The 21,773-nt window shown below is 68.4% G+C and carries 14 protein-coding genes; 6 read left to right on the top strand and 8 right to left on the bottom strand.

Features of this window, described 5'->3' with window-relative positions:
* Nucleotides 1-125: 125 nt before the first annotated feature.
* Nucleotides 126-1,016, top strand: a complete 891-nt coding sequence (locus tag NYZ95_RS01195) for a universal stress protein (protein WP_262847904.1) — start codon at nucleotides 126-128, stop codon at nucleotides 1,014-1,016.
* A gap of 4 nt (nucleotides 1,017-1,020) precedes the next feature.
* Here NYZ95_RS01195 and NYZ95_RS01190 read toward each other — a convergent pair whose 3' ends face one another.
* Together NYZ95_RS01190 and NYZ95_RS01185 are read right to left on the bottom strand one after the other, a co-directional pair.
* Nucleotides 1,021-1,479 (bottom strand): hypothetical protein, encoded by a 459-nt coding sequence (locus NYZ95_RS01190; protein ID WP_262847902.1) that lies wholly within the window; start codon nucleotides 1,477-1,479, stop codon nucleotides 1,021-1,023.
* A gap of 72 nt (nucleotides 1,480-1,551) precedes the next feature.
* Nucleotides 1,552-1,767, bottom strand: a complete 216-nt coding sequence (locus NYZ95_RS01185; protein ID WP_167001347.1) for a BldC family transcriptional regulator — start codon at nucleotides 1,765-1,767, stop codon at nucleotides 1,552-1,554.
* Nucleotides 1,768-1,939: 172 nt separating this feature from the next.
* On the opposite strand from NYZ95_RS01185, the gene NYZ95_RS01180 reads away from it, so the two are divergent.
* The 3 genes from NYZ95_RS01180 to NYZ95_RS01170 are packed head-to-tail and all read left to right on the top strand — an operon-like array spanning nucleotide 1,940 to nucleotide 6,512.
* A complete protein-coding gene (locus tag NYZ95_RS01180; RefSeq protein ID WP_262847898.1) occupies nucleotides 1,940-3,016 on the top strand; it encodes a Glu/Leu/Phe/Val family dehydrogenase in 1,077 nt (358 codons plus the stop codon).
* 50 nt (nucleotides 3,017-3,066) lie between these two features.
* On the top strand, nucleotides 3,067-4,770 hold the full coding sequence (locus tag NYZ95_RS01175; RefSeq protein ID WP_262847896.1) for an ABC transporter transmembrane domain-containing protein: 1,704 nt from the start codon (nucleotides 3,067-3,069) through the stop codon (nucleotides 4,768-4,770).
* Nucleotides 4,767-6,512 carry an ABC transporter ATP-binding protein gene (locus NYZ95_RS01170; protein ID WP_262847894.1) on the top strand — a complete coding sequence of 582 codons (1,746 nt, stop codon included), beginning with the start codon at nucleotides 4,767-4,769 and terminating at the stop codon, nucleotides 6,510-6,512. The genes NYZ95_RS01175 and NYZ95_RS01170 overlap by 4 nt, the downstream gene beginning before the upstream one ends.
* A gap of 72 nt (nucleotides 6,513-6,584) precedes the next feature.
* On the opposite strand, the gene NYZ95_RS01165 is transcribed toward NYZ95_RS01170, so the two are convergent.
* From NYZ95_RS01165 to purF, 3 genes are all read right to left on the bottom strand, one after another.
* Complete coding sequence (locus tag NYZ95_RS01165; protein ID WP_262847892.1) at nucleotides 6,585-6,779, bottom strand: DUF3073 domain-containing protein; 195 nt, start codon at nucleotides 6,777-6,779, stop codon at nucleotides 6,585-6,587.
* Between the two features lie 138 nt (nucleotides 6,780-6,917).
* Nucleotides 6,918-7,967, bottom strand: coding sequence for a phosphoribosylformylglycinamidine cyclo-ligase (gene purM, locus NYZ95_RS01160; RefSeq protein WP_262847889.1), 1,050 nt, complete (start codon nucleotides 7,965-7,967; stop codon nucleotides 6,918-6,920).
* A gap of 17 nt (nucleotides 7,968-7,984) precedes the next feature.
* Entirely contained in the window at nucleotides 7,985-9,499 is a 1,515-nt protein-coding gene (purF, locus tag NYZ95_RS01155; RefSeq protein WP_262847887.1) for an amidophosphoribosyltransferase, read from the bottom strand.
* A gap of 61 nt (nucleotides 9,500-9,560) precedes the next feature.
* Between purF and NYZ95_RS01150 the strand changes: the two genes are divergently transcribed.
* Nucleotides 9,561-10,028, top strand: a complete 468-nt coding sequence (locus NYZ95_RS01150; RefSeq protein ID WP_262847885.1) for an SRPBCC family protein — start codon at nucleotides 9,561-9,563, stop codon at nucleotides 10,026-10,028.
* Here NYZ95_RS01150 and NYZ95_RS01145 read toward each other — a convergent pair.
* Nucleotides 10,000-10,125: a hypothetical protein gene (locus NYZ95_RS01145; protein ID WP_262847884.1), complete on the bottom strand. Its 126-nt coding sequence runs from the start codon at nucleotides 10,123-10,125 to the stop codon at nucleotides 10,000-10,002. The two genes, NYZ95_RS01150 and NYZ95_RS01145, sit on opposite strands and share 29 nt — an antisense overlap.
* Nucleotides 10,126-10,290: 165 nt before the next feature.
* Between NYZ95_RS01145 and NYZ95_RS01140 the strand changes: the two genes are divergently transcribed.
* Nucleotides 10,291-11,862: a long-chain-fatty-acid--CoA ligase gene (locus NYZ95_RS01140; RefSeq protein WP_262847882.1), complete on the top strand. Its 1,572-nt coding sequence runs from the start codon at nucleotides 10,291-10,293 to the stop codon at nucleotides 11,860-11,862.
* A 462-nt stretch (nucleotides 11,863-12,324) separates the two neighbouring features.
* Here the strand turns inward: NYZ95_RS01140 and NYZ95_RS01135 are convergent, their stop codons facing one another.
* Together NYZ95_RS01135 and NYZ95_RS20260 are read right to left on the bottom strand one after the other, a co-directional pair.
* Nucleotides 12,325-18,225, bottom strand: coding sequence for an RHS repeat domain-containing protein (locus NYZ95_RS01135; protein ID WP_262847880.1), 5,901 nt, complete (start codon nucleotides 18,223-18,225; stop codon nucleotides 12,325-12,327).
* Nucleotides 18,222-21,683 (bottom strand): LamG domain-containing protein, encoded by a 3,462-nt coding sequence (locus tag NYZ95_RS20260; RefSeq protein ID WP_308212208.1) that lies wholly within the window; start codon nucleotides 21,681-21,683, stop codon nucleotides 18,222-18,224. Before NYZ95_RS20260 ends, NYZ95_RS01135 begins: the two co-directional genes overlap by 4 nt.
* Nucleotides 21,684-21,773 lie beyond the last annotated feature (90 nt).

Genomic DNA, 21,773 nt, shown 5'->3' with positions numbered 1-21,773 from the left:
ATCCGCCTGCGGGCCTTCGTCGTCTCCGCGGACCCCGGACCCGTGGTGCATGCCGGTTGCAGGGTCGGCACAACCGGCGGAACGTATGAGGTGCGCACCGACAGTCACGAGGGACGGAGCAGACGATGGTCAACCAGGATGCACCCGTCGTGGTCGGGGTTGCGGCCACCACGGTGGACGACCCAGTGTCGCTCGCGTTCGCTGCTGCGCTCGCCGCGCGCCGCGGAGCACCGGTCGTGCTGGTCCATGCCACCCACGGCACGCCTGAGCACCCGACCACCCTCCCCCTCCTCAACCGGGAGGACCGCCGTGCCGTCGGCCAGGACATCCTGGACAAGGCTCAGCAGAGGGTGCGCGACTTCTCCGGCGGCGCGGTCGAGGTCCACACCGAGCTCGCTGACTCAGGGATCGTTCCGGCCCTCATCGAGGCGTCGCACGGGGCCTCCGTCGTCATCCTCCGGCGACGCGACCTGTCGTCGCTGGAGCGCGTCTTCACTGGCTCGATCATCACGGGCGTCGCCGCGCGTGCCGGATGTCCGGTGGTCTGCGTGCCGTCGGGATGGGACCCGACTTCGGTGCACGACCGGGTGGTCGTCGGCCTGGACGACGCCGCGTTGTCGCCCGAGGCGCTCGACTACGCGTTCCCGGCGGCAGAGGAGCGCAAGGCGACGCTGCACGTGCTGTACGCGTGGCGCGCGCCGACGGTCTACGACGACATCATCTTCGCCCGGACGAACGAGGCCTCGTGGCGTGAGGGGACGCGCCAGCACCTCGAGGAGCAGCTGGCACCGTGGCGCGACCGCCATCCGCACGTCCGCGTCGAGATCGATGTCGCCTACGCGCGACCCGCTCAGGCGCTGGCCCAGGCCAGCCGGTCGAGCGACCTGCTCGTGCTCGGACGACGGACGAGACCACTGCCCGGCGGCCTCGCGCTCGGATCGGTGTCGCGCGCGCTGGTCAGCGCGACCGAGTGCCCGCTTGTGATCGCGCCGCACCCGGACGACATGACCGGTTAGGACGTCAGGCGGTGCCGCGGAGCAGCCGGTACCCCGCGTACGCGAGGCCGACGGCGGCGGCGTCCTCGACGAGGGCTGCCGGCAGGTCGGGCTTGCCGCTGCGCGCCCAGGCCCCACGCCAGGCCGCACCGGCGAGGGAGCCGGCCAGCGCACCGCCCGCCCCGAGGGCAGCCGGCACGAGGCGCCCCGCGCCTTGCCGTCCGCCCAGGAGGACGCCGGTGGCCGCGCCGGCGAAGACCCGACCCGACAGCGGAGCGGGCTTCAGACGGTTCGGCGCCACCGGCAGCTTGTCACCGACCAGCTCAGCCGCGACGCTGCCCAGCGCGGCGAGGCTCGCCGCCCGCGAGCGGCTGCCGCTCGCCATCCGCGCCACGACCGGACCCAGCGTCGACCGCCCGCCGCTGGCCGCCCCGAGGACCGCGCTCGCGAGCTGGACCTGCCGCCGTGCCGTTCCCTGCCTCATCGCACCCTCCGTACGCTCGAACCTGGTCGTAAGGTCCCCCGACCCTCACCGGCTCAAACGGGGCGCGCGGACTCAGCTCGCGCGGCTCTCGTCCTCGGGACCGAATCCCTCCTCGAGGAGGCGACGAACCTCCGCCTCGCGGAACCGGCGGTGGCCGCCAAGGGTCCGGATCGAGCTGATCTTGCCTGCTTGGGCCCACCGCGTGACGGTTTTGGGCACAACTCGGAACATCTTGGCGACCTCGGACGGCGTAAGAAGGCGTTCCGCATCGGGGGAGTGCGAATCCATGGGGTGAATGATGCCAAACCCGCCCTTTGGAGCCGAGGGGGCTCCGCGAATCCGTATCGAGATGTAACCGAACGTCGCAGAATTCGTACCAACCTTGTCCGCCACCCTCGCAGAGGCGCGCTCCTAGAGTGGGGAAGCAGCAGAGTGATCCATGACGACGTGGAGGTGGAGCGTGAGCGGTCTGCAGGTGTCTCCGTTCGGCAGCGGCCATGAGCAGGTGGTCTTCTGCCAGGACGAGGAGACCGGGTTGAAGGCGATCGTCGCCGTGTGGTCGACGGCGCTGGGGCCCGGACTGGGCGGGACGCGCTTCTTCCCGTACGCCGACGAGAGCGCCGCTCTGGCCGACGTGCTCGCCCTCTCCCGCGCCATGGCGTACAAGGCGTCGCTGGCCGGACTCGACCTCGGCGGCGGCAAGGCCGTCATCATCGGCGACCCGCACCGCGACAAGTCCGAGGCACGGCTGCGGACGTACGGACGGTTCGTCGAGTCGCTGCACGGGCGCTACTACACGGCCTGCGACGTCGGCACCTTCCCGGAGGACATGGACGTCATCGCGCGCGAGACCTCGTACGTGACGGGGCGCACCGCTGCTCACGGCGGCGCGGGCGACTCGTCGGTGCTCACCGCGTACGGCGTGTTCCAAGGGATGCGGGCCTGCGCGGAGTTCGTGTGGGACAACCCGTCGCTCGCGGGCCGTACGGTCGGTGTCGCCGGGGTCGGCAAGGTCGGCAGGCACTTGGTGGAGCACCTGGTCGCCGACGGGGCGGAGGTCGTGGTCACCGACGTCGACCCCGACGCCGTCGACAACGTCCGCCGCGCCCACCCCGGTGTGCGCGCGGTCGCCGACACCGCGGCCCTGGTGCGAGAGCCGCTCGACGTGTACGCCCCGTGCGCCCTGGGTGGTGCGCTCGACGACGAGACCGTGGCCGTGCTCCGTGCCCGCATCGTGTGCGGCGGCGCCAACAACCAGCTCGCCCACGCGGGGACGGAGGACCTGCTCGCCGACCGCGGGACCGTGTACGCGCCCGACTACTGCGTGAACGCGGGAGGTCTGATCCAGGTCGCCGACGAGCTGGAGGGGTTCTCCTTCGACCGGGCGAAGGCTCGGGCGGCCCGGATCCACACGACGACACTCGACGTGCTCCACCGCGCGAAGGAGGAAGGAGTCGCCCCTTCGACCGCGGCCGACCGCATCGCCGAGCAGCGCATGCGCGACGTCGGCCGACTCCGCGGCATCTGGCTCCCGTGACCCGCCACGTACGATCGTCTGCGTGCCCCTGACGATCGCCTCGACCTTCCGTGCCTGACCACCCGCCGCTGACCGGCGGCGGGATCATCCGTCGGATGGTGCGCCGCAACACCGGTCGGCTGAGCGGGTCGTTCGCCCTGCTGTGCGTCTGGCAGCTGTGCGAGGCGGTGGTACCGATCCTGATCGGCGTCATCATCGACCGCGCGATCGCCCCCAGCGACACGACGGCCTTCCTCGTGGGCGCCGCCGCCCTGTGTCTCCTGATGGGGACGCTGAGCTACTCCTACCGGTTCGGCGCCCGCATCGCGTACGCGGTCACCCAGCGCGAGGAGCACGCCCTTCGGATGGAGATCACCGCGCACGTCCTCCACCCGCGCGGCGCGCGCACCGGCATGCTCGCGGGCGAGACCCTCTCGGTCGCGACCGGTGACGCGCAGGCAGCGACGCAGGTCCTGCGGTGGATCGGCTTCACCGTGAGCTCGACGGTCGTCCTGATCGCGTCCGCGACCTACCTGCTCTCGATCGACGTGGTTCTCGGCCTCGTCGTCCTCGTCGGCGTGCCGACGGCCGTCGGTCTCTCCCAGCTGGTCAGCCCGTTCGTCGCCCGCCGCTTCAGCACGGAGCAGCAGGCCGTCGCCGAGGCGTCCGGCATGGCGACCGACCTCGTCCAAGGCATCCGCCCGCTCAAGGGCATCGGCGCGGAGGAGGCCGCCGGACAGCGCTACCGCCGGTCGAGCCGCGTCGCCGAGCGCGCTGCCGTGGGGACGACGCGCGGGTGGAGCGCGATGGGCGCGATCACCAAGGCGCTCAGCGGTGTCCTGCTCGCCGCCGTCGCGCTGGTCGCCGGACTGCGGGCGCTCGACGGCGAGCTCACGCTGGGCCAGTTCATCGCCGTCGTCGGCCTCACCCAGTTCCTCGCCGAGCCGGTCGAGCTCGTCGCCCACATCGGAGCCCAGCTCGCCACCTCCTACGCCTCGGCCAAGCGCGTCGCCGCCTTCCTCGCCACCCCCCGGCTGGTCCCGCCGGGCAGCCAGCAGCCTCGCCCCGCAGCCCCGTACGGGCTGAAGCTGGACGGGGTCGGAGGTGGCCGGCTGCAGCACGTCGACCTCCACGCCGAGCCCGGCGAGCTGGTCGGCGTCCTGGTGGACGACCCCGCCACCTCCGACGCTCTGGTGGACCTGCTCACGGCGGAGTCGGAGCCGGAGTCCGGGACCGTCCTCCTCGGCGGCACGCCGCTGACCGACCTCGCCGTCGACGCACGACGGGAGATCCTGCTGACCGCGCGGCATCACGTCGACCTCTTCGACGGCACGGTCGCGTCCAACGTCGACCCACGCGGCACCCTCGACGACGACACCGTCCGCGCCCTGCTGGACACGGCCGCCGCCGACGACCTCGTGGCCACCCACCCGTCCGGCCTCGCACGTCCAGTCCGCGTCGACGGCGCGCTCTCCGGTGGTCAGCGCCAGCGCCTCGCCCTCGCCCGGGCACTCGCCGCCGACGCACCGGTCCTCGTCCTCCAGGACCCGACCTCCGCGGTCGACGCGGTGACGGAGCAGGAGATCGCCGCCCGTCTCGTCGCGCGACGTCACGCAGCGGAATCGACGCGCGTGACCGTGGTGATCACCAGCAGCCCCGCCCTGCTCGCCGGCGCCGACCGCGTCGTGGTCGTCGCCGAAGGCCGTACGGTCGCCTCCGGGCAGCACACCGACCTCCTCGACCGCAGCGACTACCGCGCGCTGGTGCTGCGATGAGCCGGCGCCTCCTCCCGATCGCCTCCCGCCGGGACACGACACGCCTCGCCTGGGCGCTGCTGCGCGAGCGGCGCGGGCCGCTCGTCATCTGTGTGGTCGCGTTCGCGCTCGCCGGCGCGCTGAGCCTCGTCCCGCCGTGGGTGCTGGGCGACCTCGTGGACGCGATCGGCGACGGCGGCGACCGTACGACCGTCCTGCGCGGCGCCGCCGTGATCGCCGCCGCAGGAGTCGGCGCCGGACTCTTCGCCGGGGTCGCCATCGCTGCGCTCGGCCACGCCGTGATCCCCGCCCTCGCCCGGCTGCGCGAGGAGGTCGTCGACCGGGTCCTCGACCTCGAGCCGGACCGTCTCGAGGAGGCCGGCCGCGGCGACGTGCTGGCACGCGTCGGCGACGACGTGCGTACGGTCAACACGTCGCTCGACGAGGGTGTCCCGACGACGATCGACTCCCTCGTCGCGATCGGCTTCACCGTCGTCGGGCTCTCCGCGCTCGACTGGCGGCTCGGGCTGGCCGGCCTGTGCGCGATCCCCGTCTACGCGATGGGCCTGCGCTGGTACCTCCCCCACGCCGGACCCCGCTACCGCGCCGAGCGCGTCGCCGAGGGCGAGCGGGCGGAGGCCCTCCTCACCGGCCTGCAGAGCGCCCCGACGCTGCGTGCCCTGCGGTACGAGGAGATGTGGCAGCGCCGCGTCGAGGACAAGTCCTGGCAGGCGGCGACGGTCGCGATCGACGTGTACCGGCTGCTGACCCGCTTCTGGGCGCGCAGCAACCGCGCGGAGCTCGTCGGGCTGCTCCTGGTGCTCGGAGCCGGTTTCGTCCTCGTACGAGGCGACCTCGTGACGGTCGGCGCGGCGACCACGGCTGCGTTGTTCTTCCACCGGCTCTTCAACCCGATCGGCGGGCTGCTGGCGACGTTCGACCAGGTCCAGGCGGCCGGAGCCTCGCTGGCCCGGCTGGCCGGTCTTGCGCTCCTGCCGGCGAGCGAGGCCGTCTCCCGCCCCACTCGCGACGAGCGCCCCGGACTGGAGCTCGAGGGGATCCACCACACGTACGGCGACGGCGACGAGGTCCTCCACGACGTGTCGGTCCGGGTCTCGCCCGGCGAGAAGGTCGCGCTGGTGGGGGCGACCGGCGCTGGCAAGAGCACCCTGGCGCTCATCGCCGCAGGGCACCTCGTACCGTCCCGCGGCACCCGTACGCTCGCGGGAGCCTCGTACGAGGACCTCGGCGCCCCCGCGGTACGGGCCCGCGTCGCGCTGGTGACCCAGCAGGTCCACGTGTTCGCGGGGACGCTGCGCGACAACCTCACCTTGGCCGCCCCGAGCGCCGACGCCACCGCCGTCCAGGACGCGCTGGAGCGTACGCGCGCGGCCGGGTGGGTCGAGGCGCTCCCCGACGGCCTGGACACGGTCGTGGGAGCGCACGGACACACACTCACGCCTGCACAGGCCCAGCAGGTCGCGCTGGCGCGCGTCCTCCTCGCCGACCGGCCCGTGGTCGTGCTGGACGAGGCCACCGCGGAGGCGGGGTCGGCCGGCGCCCGTCAGCTGGACGACGCGGCGACCGAGGTCCTGCGTGGCCGGACGGCGATCGTCGTGGCGCACCGGCTGAGCCAGGCGTCCACCGCCGACCGGATCGTGGTCCTCGACCACGGCAAGGTCGCCGAGGAGGGCACGCACGAGGAGCTCGTGGCCCTCGGCGGCCAGTACGCCACGCTGTGGTCGTCCTGGTCGCGCGCGTGACCGCGGACCGCGCCGAGCCTCACAACGTGACGCAGCCCGCGGGGACTACCCAGCGGGCTGCGTCGACGAGTGTCAGTGCGGGGGTCGAGACTCGCTGTCGGCGAAGTCGGCGTACTTCTCGAGAAGCTCGGGGTCCGGCTCTTCGACAGCGCGCTCGGGCTCACCATGGAGCTCCCGCTGCAGCTGGTCGAAGTCGGTGTCGAGCGTCTGATACTTCAGGTTGCGTGCAACCTTCGTCTGCTTGGCTTTTGCACGGCCGCGCCCCATAGGGTCCGACCCCCTCGCGAAGTCTCGGAATGTGGTCTCTCGTAGGGGTAAGGCTACCTGTTCGCCCCAAGGATGCGCGAACCGACCCGGCGGCTCACTTCGGACGAGTCCGGAGGGCCGCACAGGGTGTGCTACAGATCACATTCCGCGGTAGTCGCCGACCAGCTGGACCTCTCCGCCGGGCGAATCCAGCACCTCGCCGCACCGCCAGGCGTCCACGCCCTGCTCCGTCAGGACCTCGACGGCACGGTCCGCGTCCTGCGCCCCGACGATCGCGACCATGCCCACTCCCATGTTGAGCGTCTGCTCCAGGTCTGCCCGCTCCACCGAGCCGAGCTCACCGACGAGACCGAAGACCGGGGCAGGCGTCCAGGTCCCGCGCTCAACCCGGACGGACAGGTGCTCGGGGAGAACACGGGCGAGGTTCGCCGCGAAACCACCGCCGGTGATGTGCGACATGGCGTGGACGTCCGTACGGGCTGCGAGCTCCAGGCACGGCTTCGCGTACAGCCGCGTGGGCGTCAGCAGCGCCTCTCCCAGCGTCGAGCCGAGTTCGGGGACGTCGCGCTCGAGGTCCCAGCCGGCGACGTCGAAGAACACCTTGCGGACGAGCGAGTAGCCGTTGGAGTGCAGCCCGGACGACGCCATCGCGATGACGACGTCACCAGCCTCGACCTTGTGGGCGCCGAGCAACGACTCAGCCTCGACCACGCCGGTCGTCGAGCCCGCGACGTCGTACTCGTCGGGGCCGAGCAGGCCCGGGTGCTCGGCCGTCTCACCGCCCAGGAGCGCGCAGCCGGCCTCCTCGCACGCCTGCGCGATGCCCTTGACGATCGCCGCCACCCGCTCCGGCACGACCTTGCCGGTGGCGATGTAGTCGGTGAGGAACAGCGGCTCCGCCCCGCAGACCACCAGGTCGTCGACGAGCATGCCGACCAGGTCGTACCCGATCGTGTCGTGGACGTCCATGCGCTGGGCGATGACGACCTTGGTGCCGACACCGTCGGCCGAGGTGGCCAGCAGCGGGCGCTCGAACCGCTTGAGCTGCGAGGCGTCGAAGAGCCCGGCGAACCCGCCGATGCCGCCCAGCACCTCCGGACGGCGGGCCTTCTCGACCCACTCCTTCATCAGCTCGACGGCGCGGTCTCCGGCCTCGATGGAGACTCCGGCGCTTGCGTACGACGTCACGTGCGACCCTCCGCCGCTCAGGGGTTGACCATGGTCACGGAGACGCGGTCGTCCGCGTGCTCCTCGGGCTCGAGCAGGTTCTTGCCGACGAGGCTCCCCTCGGGCAGCGCGACAGGGTACTCACCGTCGAAGCACGCGCGGCAGAGGTTCGCCTTGGGGACGTTGGTGGCGTCGACCATGGCCTCGAGCGAGATGTACGACAGCGAGTCGGCGCCGATCGAGCGGCAGATCTCGTCGACCGAGATGCCGTTGGCGATCAGCTCGGCGCGGGTCGCGAAGTCGATGCCGTAGAAGCACGGCCACTTCACCGGCGGGCTCGAGATGCGGACGTGCACCTCGGCGGCACCGGCCTCGCGCAGCATCCGGACGAGCTGGCGCTGCGTGTTGCCGCGCACGATCGAGTCGTCGACGACCACGAGGCGCTTCCCCGCGATCACGTCGCGCAGCGGGTTGAGCTTGAGCCGGATGCCGAGCTGGCGCAGCGTCTGGCTGGGCTGGATGAACGTGCGCCCGACGTACGAGTTCTTGACGAGCCCGTGGCCGAACGGGATGCCGGAGGCCTCGGCGTAGCCGATCGCAGCGGGCGTCCCCGACTCCGGCACCGGGATGACGAGGTCGGCCTCGACCGGTGCCTCGGCGGCGAGGCGCCGTCCGATCTCCGAGCGGACCGAGAACACCCGCTGGTCGGAGATCTGCGTGTCGGGTCGCGCGAGGTAGACGAACTCGAACACGCACCCCTTCGGTGCGGGCTCGGCGAACCGGTGGTGGCGCAGCCCGTCGGCGTCGACGGCGATGAACTCGCCCGGCTCGATCTCACGGATGAACGACGCGCCCACGATGTCGAGGGCGGCCGTCTCCGACGCCACGACCCAGCCGCGCTCCAGCCGGCCGAGGACCAGCGGGCGGATCCCCTGCGGGTCACGCGCGGCGTACAGCGTGTCGTTGTCCATGAAGACCAGCGAGAACGCGCCGCGCAGCTGCGGCAGCATCTCGAGCGCCGCCTCCTCGAGAGACAGACCCTCGTACGAGGCGAGCAGCGACGCCATCACGGCCGTGTCGCTCGTCGCGATCTCGCGGACGCGACCGGCCAGCTCCGAGCCCGACTCCGCCGTGCGCTTCTCGAGGAGGTCGGTGAGCTCGGCGGTGTTGGTGAGGTTGCCGTTGTGCGCGAGGGCGACCGAGCCGTGGGCGGTGGGGCGGAACGTCGGCTGCGCGTTCTGCCAGACGCTCGCGCCAGTCGTGGAGTAGCGGGTGTGGCCGACGGCCAGACCACCCTGCAGCGACTCGAGCGTCGCCTCGTCGAAGACCTGGGACACCAGGCCCATGTCCTTGTAGACGAGGATCTGCGAACCGTTGCTCACCGCGATGCCCGCCGACTCCTGGCCGCGGTGCTGGAGGGCGTAGAGCCCGAAGTACGAGAGCTTGGCTACTTCTTCACCTGGAGCCCAGACACCGAAGACACCGCAGGCATCCTGGGGGCCGACGTCGTGGGGGTCCAGGTCGTGGGTCAGACGACCGTCTCCGCGAGGCACGCCTCAAGTGTAGGTGTCCTGCCCGAATGCGCCGCATCGGCGACCCCTTCACCCTGGACCCATGGATGCTGAGCGCGTGAAAGCCGTTCGTACGATCGACGCCTCGGCGGCGCGGATCTTCGCCGTGCTGACCGACCCGTACGAGCACCCGGCGCTGTCGGGCGCGGACGACGTCGAGGAGGTCTCCGCGGCACAGGTGCCGCTGCGGCTGGGCTCGGAGTTCCGGATGAAGATGCGGCGCGGGCTGCCGTACGAGACCCGCAACGTCGTCGAGGAGTACGTCGAGAACCAGACGATCGCGTGGCGGACGACGATGCTCGGCGGGCTCGTCGGAGGGCGGGTGTGGCGCTATGACCTCGAGGTCGTCCCCGCAGGGACGATCGTCACCGAGACGTGGGACGTGTCGGACGACAAGCAGCGCTGGCTGCTCCTGCGGGGACGGGCGCGCGAGAAGACGCAGCGCCAGATGACGCGGTCGCTCGAGCGGCTCGAGCAGCGGGTCACTGCTTCGGGCGGTCCCAGAAGATGAAGAAGACCGCGATGATGAGGACCGGGATGCCCACAGCGATCGCTCCGATGACGGGCTGCGGGAGGTTCATGGCGAGGGTGATCTGGTCGTGCGGCACGCCTTCCAGCCTACGAGGGCATCCCCAGCGCCTTTCCCGCAGGTAGGTGGTCGAGTAGCGGCGAGGAACGAGCCGCGTATCGAGACCCTTGCCTCCCGATGTGAGCCGTGTCACAGTCATGCCACCGTCCGACGCCGCACCCTGCGCCGCACCGAGGAGTCCGCCATGACCGCCGCCCCTCCCACACCCACCTTCCTCGACGACCGCCTCGCGTACTGGGCGGAGACCACACCCGACGCCGAGTGCATGACGTACGGCGACCGGACGTGGACCTACGGGGAGTACGACGAGCGGGTACGCCGCGCCGCGGCTGGCCTGCGCGACCTGGGTCTCGGCCGCGGTGACGTGGTCGCGTTCCTCGACAAGAACCACCCCGCGTGCGTCGAGGTCACCCTTGCGGCCGCCTCGCGCGGCATGGCGACCGCGATCGTCAACTGGCGCCTCGCCGGCGACGAGCTCGACTACACGATCAACGACTCCGGAGCGCGGGTGCTGTTCGTCGGCACCGAGCTGATGCCGGCGATCGAGATGATCCGCGACAAGCTGCCCCATGTTGAGGAGATCATCCAGGTCACGCCCGACGGTGGAGAAGGTGACGAGTACGAGGCGTGGCTGGCCGCCGCGGAGCCGACCGGGCCGTCGCCGGACCACACCCCCGACGACGTGTGTCTCGTGATGTACAGCTCGGGGACGACCGGACGCCCCAAGGGCGTCATGCTGACGCACCGCGCGATGGTCGCGCACACGATCAACGCGCACGACGGGTGGGAGCTCGACCCGGGCGACAAGAGCCTCGTCGCGATGCCGCTCTTCCACGTCGGCGGGACCTCGTACGTGCAGTTCGCGCTGTACGACGGCTTCCCGAGCATCATGACGCGCGAGCCTGACCCCGTGTCGTTGGCGACGGCGATCATGAAGGGAGCGAACTCTGCGTTCCTGGTCCCGGCCGTCGCGCAGATGGCGCTGTCCGGCGGGCCTGAGGCGGTGGCGCTGTTCTCGAACCTCAAGTTCTTCAGCTACGGCGCCGCCCCGATGCCGCTGCCGCTGCTGAAGCGGGCGATGGAGGCGTGGCCGAACACGAAGTTCATGCAGGTCTACGGCCTGACTGAGGTGTGCGGCGTCATCACGCACCTGCTGCCCGAGGCGCACCTCGACGAGGAGCACCCGGAGCGCCTGCTGTCCGCGGGCGTGCCGCTGCCTCAGGTCGAGACGCGTGTCGTCGACCCGTTCACGCTCGAGGACGTGCCCGAGGGGGAGCCCGGCGAGCTGTGGTTCCGTACGCCGCAGCTGATGAAGGGGTTCCTCAACAAGCCGGAGGCGACCGCGGAGGTCGTGATGCCGGACGGCTGGTTCCGTACGGGCGACGTCGGGCGGTTCGTCGACGGGTACGTCTACGTCGAGGACCGGATCAAGGACATGATCGTGACCGGCGGCGAGAACGTGTACTCCCCCGAGGTCGAGCGCGTCCTCACGGCACACCCGTCGATCGCCGAGGTCGCCGTCATCGGTGTGCCCGACGAGCGGTGGGGCGAGTCGGTGAAGGCGGTCGTCGCGTTCCGCGAAGGCGAGTCGGTGACCGAGGAGGAGCTGATCGCGTTCACCCGCGAGCACCTCGCCGGCTACAAGTGCCCGCGCTCGATCGACATCGTCGAGGTCCTCCCCCGCAACCCGTCCGGCAAGATCCTCAAGCGCGACCTCCGCAAGGGCTACTGGGCCGAGACCGGCCGCCAGATCTGACGCCTCGGACGCACGACTACGCGGTCGGTGGCCGACCACCGTAGATTCGTTCGGACCGGCCACCGTCCGCAAGGACGTTCCGAACGAACAGGCCAAAATCCCAGTCCTCGGACTCAACGAAAGGAGTGGGGTCGCCAGCCACGCTCAGTGGGCCTGGACGATACTCGACCTCAGCGACCGTGGCGCCGTGCTCTATAACCGTCAGTGACGAGACACCGTGGTCGTGGCTCCATCGCACCCGCGCGCGGCGACTCTCGATGGCACCATCGTAGTCTCCAAGCCGAAGATGGAGGACTCCACCGTCCCGGTAAAGCACCGCTAGCGTCCCTGCGAGTCGGGCGTAGTGGCCGCTCGGCGGTCCATGACCCTCTCGAAATGCCGCGCGGCTGGACTCCACCAGTCGGCCCGTCGACGGATCGAAGGTGGCGACCGCATCGAAACGGTCAAACGACTCGATATACATCAGTACCCCAGGTCGTGGCCGCCAGTGCGCTTCGCACTATCGATGATGTCTTCCCACGACTTCCCGCGGTTGATGAGATATTCAATCGAAGGCCCTAGTTCGTCCCCGTACTTCTCCACGTTGCGAGCATAGATCCTCGCCCGCTCCGCGCCCGGCGTAAGGTCTTTGTACTTCACCCCAAGAGCGCGTCTGTCGGCGTGGAGCGCACGCGCAATAGCCTCGTCTGAAGCTCCCGCAGACCGCATTTTGGCCTCCCGAGTGGCGAGCCCTCCAACCTCGTCAACGTACGCCTGCCTGAGTGCCGGGACGCCCTTGGCGCCACCCATTCCGAGGCGTCCCATGAGGGCTTTGCCACCAGCCGCACATGCGCCAGCGCCGGTGCCCGCGGTTGAGGCGACGGCGGCGGCTGTGCAGGCGGTTGCCGCCAGTCCGATGACCGCACCCACACAGGAACCTGCGCCGTCGCCCTGGGCGCATCTCACCGCCGACGGGATACCTGTCACCTGGAGCACCGGTCGAATCGTCGGTGCCGGGATCCGCTTCTCGTAGCGCACCGGCGTAGTCGCGACGGGAAGATGCACGTTGGAGTCGGCGTAGGTTAGCTCACGATTCCAGCCGTGTGCTGCTGCGACCTCGGTGTTCAGATTCGGGTCACCGTTATTGCCGGAATTGGTAACTCCGGAGTAGCTCTGGTTGTTGCATTCGACCATGTTGCTTCCACGACAAGCTTCATTGATCGGATCCAGCCCAGAAGGATCGGCGATTGAGATGGGGCTGTTGCCGGCGTAGGCGTAGCCGTTGATCGACTGGGGGTCGGCGGTGTCGAGGAGGGGGTCGATGGAGATGAACTGGCCAAGGTCGGTGTCGTAGGCGCGGGCTCCGATGTGGGTGAGTCCGGCGACTTGGTCGTCGACCTTGTTGAGGAAGCCCTTGTCGTCGTCCCAGCCGTTGGCGGTGACGGCACGGGTAGCGCCGAAGGGTGCCATGTAGCGTTTCTGGACTGTGCCGCCAGCTGGGTCGATCGCGACACTCATCGTGGAGTGGGCGTCGCCTGCGACGAAACGAAGCTTGTTCGTGGTGCCGCTCTTGTGCCGGACGGCGACGACGACGTTGCCGAAGCGATAAGTGCGGGTGCCGCTGACGGTGTTGACGCCGGCGGTGGTCGTGGTCTTGGCCTCGGTGCCGCCGGCGTAGAGGACTGACTCGTTGGTGGTGGCGGTACTGTTGCGTCGGATGAGGAGTTCGCCGTCGGCGTCGTAGAGGTACTCGGTGCGGGTGTCGGCGTTCTCGGCGGTGGCGATGAGTTCGTTCTCGGAGTCCCAGAATAGGTTCTGGGTGCTTCCGTTGGGGCCGGGACGCGAGAGGGTGTTTCCAGCGTCGTCGTACGTGTAACTGCGGGTGGTGGTCGCATCGGCGACCTTGGTGACGGCGTGCGGGGGCTCGTTGGCGCCGCCGTGGGTGTAGGTGTCGGTCTGGTCGCCGGTGGGGGTGTGGTCGGTGACCGCCGTGCGGAGGCCGGCGTTGTTGTAGGTGTAGGAGTTCCAGTAGGGCGCGGCGCCGCCGAGCCCCGAGACGCTGCGGGTCACGGCGCACTGGGGGGAGGTCAGCTCGGTGCCGTGCTGGGGTGTCCAGGCCTCGGTGAGGCGTTGGTAGCCGTCGTAGGCGAAGCACTGGTAGTCGCGCTTGGCACCGCCAGCGACGTCGGTGGAGCGGTCAGAGATCGCGGTGACCAGACCGGCGTCGTTGTAGCGGTAGTTGAGCTGCAGCGGAGTCCAGGTGCGGCCCATCTGGGTGATGTCGCTCTGCAGGAGACGGCGGGTGCCGTCTTCGTAGATGTTGGTGAGGAACACCTTCGTGGTCGAGGAGGCCGAAGTGGCGAGCTCGGCCTGCTGGAGGTCGCCTTCGGGGGACCAGGCGGCGCCGACGACATAGCCGTTAGAGCCAGCCAGGCCGATCGGGTTGCCGATAGTGTTGTAAGTGGTGGTGAGCACCTCGGCCGCCAGCGATCCCATCGCGGGTTCGCTGGCAAACTGTTGGGTGCCGTCGAGGTTGTAACCGAACGCCTGACTCACCTTGCCGGTGCTCGGGACGGCGCCGGTGGTGACGAGGTGGTCGTCGGTCGGGATCGCGAGCTGGGCGCCTGTGGGGCGGTAGGCGGCGTCGTATCCGGTGATGGTCTTGGTGTAAGCCTTCCCCGCCTTGCCACCGACGTAGCGGGTCGACGCCGCAGGCTGGCCCTTGGCTCCGTTCGGGTCGTAGGTCCAGGCGGCGAGCAGGTTCGCGTCGGTCTTCTCACCTGCCCAGCGACCGATCTTGCGGCCGAGCGTGTCATAGGCGTAGGCAAGCGTCGTGTTGCGGGCGTCGGTGGTCGTCAGTGCCTGGTCGAGGTTGTCGTAGGTGGTGGTCGTGACGCCCTTGTCGGGGTCGTTGCTAGTGCGCATCCGTCCGCGCGGATCGAAGGCCCAGGTCCAGGCGGCGTTGTCAGGTCCGCGCATCGCCGTCATGCGGCCCGCCGGATCAAGGGTGTAGGTAGTGGTCAGACCGGTTCCGGTCGGTGTGCCGCCTTCGTACTCGACCCGCTTGACGGTGTTGCCGCGCATGTCGGTGTAGACCCGCTGAGCGCTTCCGCCGGCCGGGGGTGTGGTAGCCACTGAGTCGCCGGTGTAGCCGGTCACCGACTGCCAGCGGGAGACGCCGAAGCTCATGAACTGCGAGACGGTGGGCCGTTCGGCCCCGTCGTAGGTGGTGTTGGTCTGGGCCGGTGACTGCCCGCCGATGGTGCCGACCCTGGTCCCTGACGGGGCACCGGTGGCGTGGATGTCGGTGCGTTCCTGGTAGGCCAAGCCGCGGTCGTCGTAGAGGGTCTCGGCGATGATCCGCCCACCGGTCGGCGGCGGTCCGGGAACCTGGGTCTGCAGCGGCCGCAGCAGGGAATCGTAGATCTCGAAGCTGGTGTTGTAGTTGTAGGTGTTGCCTTGATACGTGCTGGTCGAAACCCACGACGGCGCGCTCGCCGACAGTGAGTAGGCGAACTTGTAGGTGGCCGCGCGCCCGAGCGCACGTGAGCTGATGGGTGTCCACACCTGGGTTGTGCGACCCAACGCGTCGTAGGTGAACTCCGTGAGCTTGTTGTTCGGGTCAGTGATCTTGACCGGTTTGCCCACCACGGGGTCGAAGGTGGTGACCGTCTTGTGCTGAAGCGCATTGGTGACCGCGACTGAGGTGACCGGACCGCCGCCGGTTGGCGTGTATGAAGTCGATGTCGTCGCACCCGCAGCGTCGGTGGTGTCGAGAACCCGTCCGAGAGTGTCGAAGGTGTTCGTGCTCACCCGCTGCCATACCGGAGTGCTCCCGTTGTACGAAGCAGCGCGCCCGGTCCACGTTGCACGCCCGTGGGTTGGGGTCTGCGATCCTGACCAGGACGCGGCGCCATCAAAGCCGGTAGCGGTGTCGGAGATCAGGTCCTTGGCCGCGTCAGCGTCCTGCGGAAGATTCGCAGTTTGCGAGCAGCCGACCGCGACCGTCTGGACCCGCGAGGTCAGGGCGACCAGCCCGATTGCGGGGTTGCGGGCGTACCAGGTGCGGGTGCACGACTCGTCGCCCGTAGCGGCGTCGTTGCCCGCGTCGTTCACGCTCGTGGCCATCCCATAGGAGTCGAACGTCGTCGTCTGGGTGCGTGTCTGCACACCGGCAGCGGTGTAGCGACGCTGCTGCGTCGCACCAGTGCGCACCATGTGCGCACGCGCGACCACATCGGACGGGAAGTCCTGGGTCGCGGTTAGCGCGCTCCACGGCGTATTCACCGTGCCCGACACCTTGTCGGCCCCATCGTAGGTGACTGACTCACGGTGGAAGCCGGCATAGTGCGCCTTGTCTGCCAGGTCCGGAGCGTCGACGCCGGCGACAGTCTCGCCAGCCAAGCCCCGCATGTAGACGTCGACGGTCTTCGACCGGACTGGATTTGTCGTGGCGCCCTTTTGCGTCGTGACCTTCCCATAGCCGCGCCACGACGACCAGGTGCGAGCCGCCTTCGGTGTCACCGGCGTCTCGTCCTTACCCCACCCCGCACCACCCGAGTAGGCGAAGCTGGTCTCCATCGTCTGGGCGCCACCCGTCGGCTCGGACACCGAAACACCCGTCACGACGTACTTGTGGAACCAGTCGACCACCGGGTCGACCGAACCCAACGTCCACCGCACCGGGAAACAACGGCGACTGTTGGTCTCCTGGCTGCCCGGCAGGTCGTCGACCGCACAGTCCCGGGCGGAATACTCGACCGTCGTCACCGCACCGGTCTCAGAAGTGATCGTGTGGATCCTCGGCCGGTAGCCCGCGATCACCCGATCCGTTCCCGGATTCACCCGGTTCATCAGCGTCAGATAGGTGAACTTCACCGGGCTCGTGACGAGCACCGTGCCAGCCTCACCGGAGCGCTGGATTTGAGTCGGGACCAGGATCTGGTCACCGGTGCCCATTACCTCGCCCATGTCACGGAAGTCGTGGCTGATCGTCCAGCTGCTCACCTTCTGGTACGCACCCGCGTTCCAGGTCTGCGTCACGATCCCCGTCAGCCGCTTGCGAGTGAAGAACGTCGGCGATCGATCGTCGGTGCACTCGGCCGTCCCCGTACAGATCGACGAGTACGGCACGTCCGGCCACGAGTTCTTCGTCGACGACGTCAGATCGCCCGGCTCACATCCACTGGCCTGCAGGCACCGCTCCTTCGTCGAGAACACCACCTGGTGCGGTGCCTGCGAGAACAACGCCCCCTCACGCAGCCCGTAGTCGATCCGCTGCAGGAAACCCCCGCGCACATACAGCATGTCCGATGACTCGTTGCCGTTCTTGGCGTACCGGTTCGTCTCCTTGGCGTACCAGTACGTCGACGCATTCCCGTCGACATCGAGCACATAATCGAGGTTCCAGCGCCACGCCTGCCGGCACGACGATTCCGCAAACGTGTCTCCATGGCACGGCTCGCCCGTGTCGTCGCCATACACCGGGACCGTCCACGTCGACTCCGTACGCACCGAAGCCGATGCACCCGGAAGCTTGTTCAACCCGAATGTGTACTGCGTCCCGTCGCTCGTCGTGACCCGCCAGTGCTCCCCATCATTGGCCTCGTTGTCCCCACCGGTCAGCCGCTGGACCTTCGAACCGTCGTCACCCTTGAGCCGCCAGCCGTTGCCCTCGGCCGATTCGTCGTGCACTAGCTGCGTCGAGCGTCCGTTCAGCACCAGCGTGACCGCGTTGCCGCGCCAGCACAGATCGCCTTTGCCTTCCTGACCTTCCTCGCTGCACGGAAGATACGAGCGCTCGATGTACGACGACGACAGATCGAAACCCTCACCCACAACCGACGTCTGGTTGTTCGCTGTCGGGATCCGCCCATCCACACTTCCCGAGCTGTACCCGATCTTCAGACTCGGAGCCGGACCGGCCGCCGGAGCAGGCACCTCGATCGGATAGCTCCACTCGAACGATCCCGACGAACCCCCCGCGCTCCAGTCCGCGCTCGCCGACAACGGGGTCGCCGCATAGTCGCCGCCACCGGACTTCTCACCGACCTCCACCGCAGCCGCCGCCAACGGCGAGATAAGCGACGACCCCGAAGAAGCCGACGGCGCGGGTGATGACGGCTCGGCTGCGTTGGCAACACGTTGTGCCGCCAACGCAGCCTTGCCCTGACGCCGCTGCTCAACGAACTCCTCACGAGCCCGCTTCGCCTCGGCCTGGCCGTGCTTGGCCTTGAAAGCACGCACCTTATCCACGCGCACCTTCGGTGGAGGCGGCTCCTTCTCCGACGCCGCACCAGCGGGCGAACCAACGACCACGGCAGCCTGAACCACCAACACCACCGAACCAACCACAACCAGACTACGGCGCCAGTTCATCGTCATGCTCCTACGAGATAAATATCCTGGAGCTGGTTCTGCCCCATGGCTCCGGACCAAAAACGCAACGAACTGACCGCCCCTGGGAAGTGTCCCCACCAACCGGTGGTCGGGGTCGGGTACGGCGCGGCGCCGACCACGAACTCAGCTGGGGGCTTCACCACCACCCCGTACGTCGCCGGGTAGTCGTCGTCCTCTGGCTCACTCAGGAGCCCGACATGGAGCCGAATCTTGTCTGCCACAGCGTCGAATACGCCGGTTACCTGAACATCACCCTCACCGACGAGCGTGTCGCTCGATATGACGGACGGGAAGATACTCTCGGTTGTGCGCATAAGAACCCAGACCGCTGTCGTGGATCCGACACCACCACTCTTCTGAATACCCAACATCCACGAGTATCCGAAGATGCTCGCAGGGGACTTCTGCGATGTGACTGCATAAAGCCCGTCTGGCAGGGCCGCGAGGGCGCCCATGTTCACTCGCACTGTCGCCGAAACTGTAAACGAGGCGTTGTCATCGACAACTGGGCCAGCGAGGGAGGCCCTGTCGTCGAGACCGTCCAGGCCAACTCCTGTTTCCGTAATCGTTGCCCCACCGAAAGGCGTGAACCCACCCCGCTGATACGAGGACTCGTCGACGAATGGAGTGAGGGAGCCGGCGTACCAGGACCCGACCAATGTGGTCGCCTGGAGGCCATCACCGATGTGTCCATTCGGGTCATCAGGATCCTCGCTGGCCTCCTGAACCTCGTTGGCAACCGCCTTCAACTCGGTCGGGCTCAGTGTGCGCCGCCAGACTCGGACCTCGTCGATGAGGCCCGTGAAGAAGCCTCCTGGGGTGGCGTTGTGGTCGCGGTTGCGACCGAGCGTCATGGGTCCTGTCGTCCCCTCGGGAAGAGGCTCGACCCCATCGCGGACATTCGGCGCATAGGGGACGCCGTTGACGATGATGCGAATCGTTTTCGTGACTGCGTCATAGGAACAAGCAACGTGCGTCCACACACGAACTGGCGACGCCGAGAGCCCAGAAGCTGAGTTGAAGTTCTGAGTGACCCCGGCCGCGTCCTTCTTGTGGAAGTTACAGGCCCAGCCTCCGGTCGAGAAGTAGATGTTGAGTCCGGGGTTCGTTGTGCTCGCGCCGGCAACATGCTGCGACAGCAGCACCTGGGTCCCGTTTCGGTTCTCGAGGTACGCCCACATTCCCACGGTGAACGACTTCGCTGTGTCAATCACCGGGCCTGTTGTAGTCGCGTCCGATCCTGCCACTCCACTGAAGCGAATGCTCCGATCGCCTGGATGCAGGTCGCTCGTGCGCCGCCCGCGGTCATCTGTGGCTGCACCCGCGCCTAGGGTCAGCGGGTGAGTCTCGGCCCCTGCTGTGGATGTGTCTGCAAGCTCGGTCGCATCGGCAGCGTCCTCCACCCGCCATGTCCCGACCTCGGCATCCGGTGCCGCCTTCACCCGGAACGTGACAGCGGTCGTCGCCCCGTACCGGCCCGTGACGTCTTTCGCCTGGACGGCCAGCTGAAGCGTGCCGGCGGTAGCGGGTGTCACAGACGCAGTCACTGGCGATCCGGCGAGATTCGTCCAGCCAGTCTTGCCGACGATCTGCCACTGGTAGCCGGTGATGTTCGTGTCCCCAGAGCCGGGCTGAAACCTGAACGTTCCAGTGACGCCGGGTTCACCGGCCTCGGCGCAGTCAACACCGCAGATCGAGTAAACCGTCAGCGCGGTCACGATCGGCGCCTTCGGGCCGGTCGAGTCGATCTTGAAGTAGCAGTTTGCCGAGTAGCCCGACCAAAGAGCGCTCGTGCTGTCGTCGTTGTGAGCCAACGTCCTCATCCGAACGCGATAGGCCGCGTTGTCCGGGAGATCGGACGGCGGCATGTATGTCGGCACCACTTGGTTATCCCCGTACCACGTAGTCGTGGGTACCGTCTGGGTCACCTGACTCACCCATGCCGTGCCAGAAAGTCGCTCAACCACGAACTGCACCCGCAGCCTGCCGTAGCCGGGGCGGTTGACAGCGGTCTGCGCCGTGGCAGTGAAACCGGGACGCTTCTCACCGACAGTCACTGCGTTGGTCGTCGACGTCGGGCACACACCAGCCGCCGCCGAGGTCGGACGCACACCAATCGCGGTCGGAACACCCGGCTTCTCGTAGAAGGTGACGACCAGCGTCGCGTCGTTCCTGAACCGCTTCCAGCTATTCCAGTCCGACTCGTCACCTGCACGCAGCACCAGGTTGAGCTTGGCGAAGTCGCCGTTGGCGAGCTTGCGCACCGTACCGGTCAGGTTGTCATTGCTGTCGCCGTTGTCGGCGATGGTCAAATAACCCTCTCCCGCGCAAGACCCGCCTGGCCAGCCAATCGCTGCATTCTTCTCACCGAGGTTGTCGTCCAGCGAGATCCCCGGCCATCGCGTTGCGGAGCTGAAGCTCTGGTTCGATCGGTACAGCCGCACCTCTGTCGGTGTGCAATTAACCGCGTGCGTCTCGGTGATCCGGAACTTGGCGTCGGTCACCTGCCGACCCGATAGGTTCGCGTTCGCTGGAATCGAAAACAGCATTCGCTTCGTGTAGGGGGTTCCGCTCGTGCAGTAGTTCGCACACCGGCCCATCCCCTCATCGCCGGTGAAGCTCCAGTCGTGCTCACCATTGGATCCGATCATCATCCAGGTGGCACGGTTGATGTGCACCGACGGATCGACGTATATGGGGAACACCCGCTCGGGACTGGTGAGGTCCTTCGCCCGCGGGGCGACGACGATTGCGTCTTCGCTAGCCTTCGTGGTGATCGCGGCGAGCACGTCGCCGGGACGCGCGCCCTTGAAGTGCGGCTCTTCCTCACCGTCATCGACAAAAGCCTCCGGCGGTGCACTCAGACTCTTAGACTCCGGACGCGCGGGCTCCTCGGTGCTGGACGAATCCCACATAAACGCCGGCGGCGTATAAAACACGACCTCGCCGTCAAGGTCAACGAACCTCGTGCCCCCATCAGCATCCGGACGCACTTCCAGCCCGGCGGTCTCCAGGCCGAGCCGCAATGGTGCCGCCGCAACCGCTTTGGCTCCCTCCACCGACCGGACCACAAGCACCTCACGGAAGCCGGTGTCGGTCGCCGTCACCTTCAGGTCGACATCAGTCATAACGTCCGCGTAGGTGGCGGTGTCACCGTCCAGCGTCGGCTTCGGGAGAGAGGTCGGCCAGACCAGCTCGACACGCTGGTCACCCTCACCCATCGACACCAGCGGATCCTTCGACCCGCCGCCGGATAGCTCCAGATCCAACACCGACGCCTTCGGCGCCACCGCGCCCGAACCGGTCACCTTCAGCGTCGCGTCAACACGGTCCCACGACCCATCGGCCCGCTCGACCCGCTGCGGCACCACCGATTGCTCGAGCGTGAAGGTGCCGTCCGGGTTCGCGAAGGTAAGGGAGTATTCGGAACGCTCATCAACCACCTCGACCCGTTCGCCGGTCCTAGCCGCCTTCATACTTGGGGACTCTGTCGTTCTCTTCGAGACCGAAGTAGGCAAATCAACCGCGGAAGC

This window comes from Mumia quercus (assembly GCF_025506335.1).
GTDB lineage: Bacteria > Actinomycetota > Actinomycetes > Propionibacteriales > Nocardioidaceae > Mumia > Mumia quercus.
Note: the sequence above shows the minus strand (reverse complement) of the source record. Positions and strands in the feature narration are given on the sequence as shown.

Coding starts and splice junctions, on each gene's coding strand:
- NYZ95_RS01190 (WP_262847902.1), bottom strand. CDS start 1,479: ATGAGGCAGGGAACGGCACGGCGGCAGGTCCAGCTCGCGAGCGCGGTC.
- NYZ95_RS01150 (WP_262847885.1), top strand. CDS start 9,561: ATGGATGCTGAGCGCGTGAAAGCCGTTCGTACGATCGACGCCTCGGCG.
- NYZ95_RS01135 (WP_262847880.1), bottom strand. CDS start 18,225: ATGACGATGAACTGGCGCCGTAGTCTGGTTGTGGTTGGTTCGGTGGTG.
- NYZ95_RS01165 (WP_262847892.1), bottom strand. CDS start 6,779: ATGGGGCGCGGCCGTGCAAAAGCCAAGCAGACGAAGGTTGCACGCAAC.
- NYZ95_RS01170 (WP_262847894.1), top strand. CDS start 4,767: ATGAGCCGGCGCCTCCTCCCGATCGCCTCCCGCCGGGACACGACACGC.
- NYZ95_RS01195 (WP_262847904.1), top strand. CDS start 126: ATGGTCAACCAGGATGCACCCGTCGTGGTCGGGGTTGCGGCCACCACG.
- NYZ95_RS01185 (WP_167001347.1), bottom strand. CDS start 1,767: ATGGATTCGCACTCCCCCGATGCGGAACGCCTTCTTACGCCGTCCGAG.
- NYZ95_RS01140 (WP_262847882.1), top strand. CDS start 10,291: ATGACCGCCGCCCCTCCCACACCCACCTTCCTCGACGACCGCCTCGCG.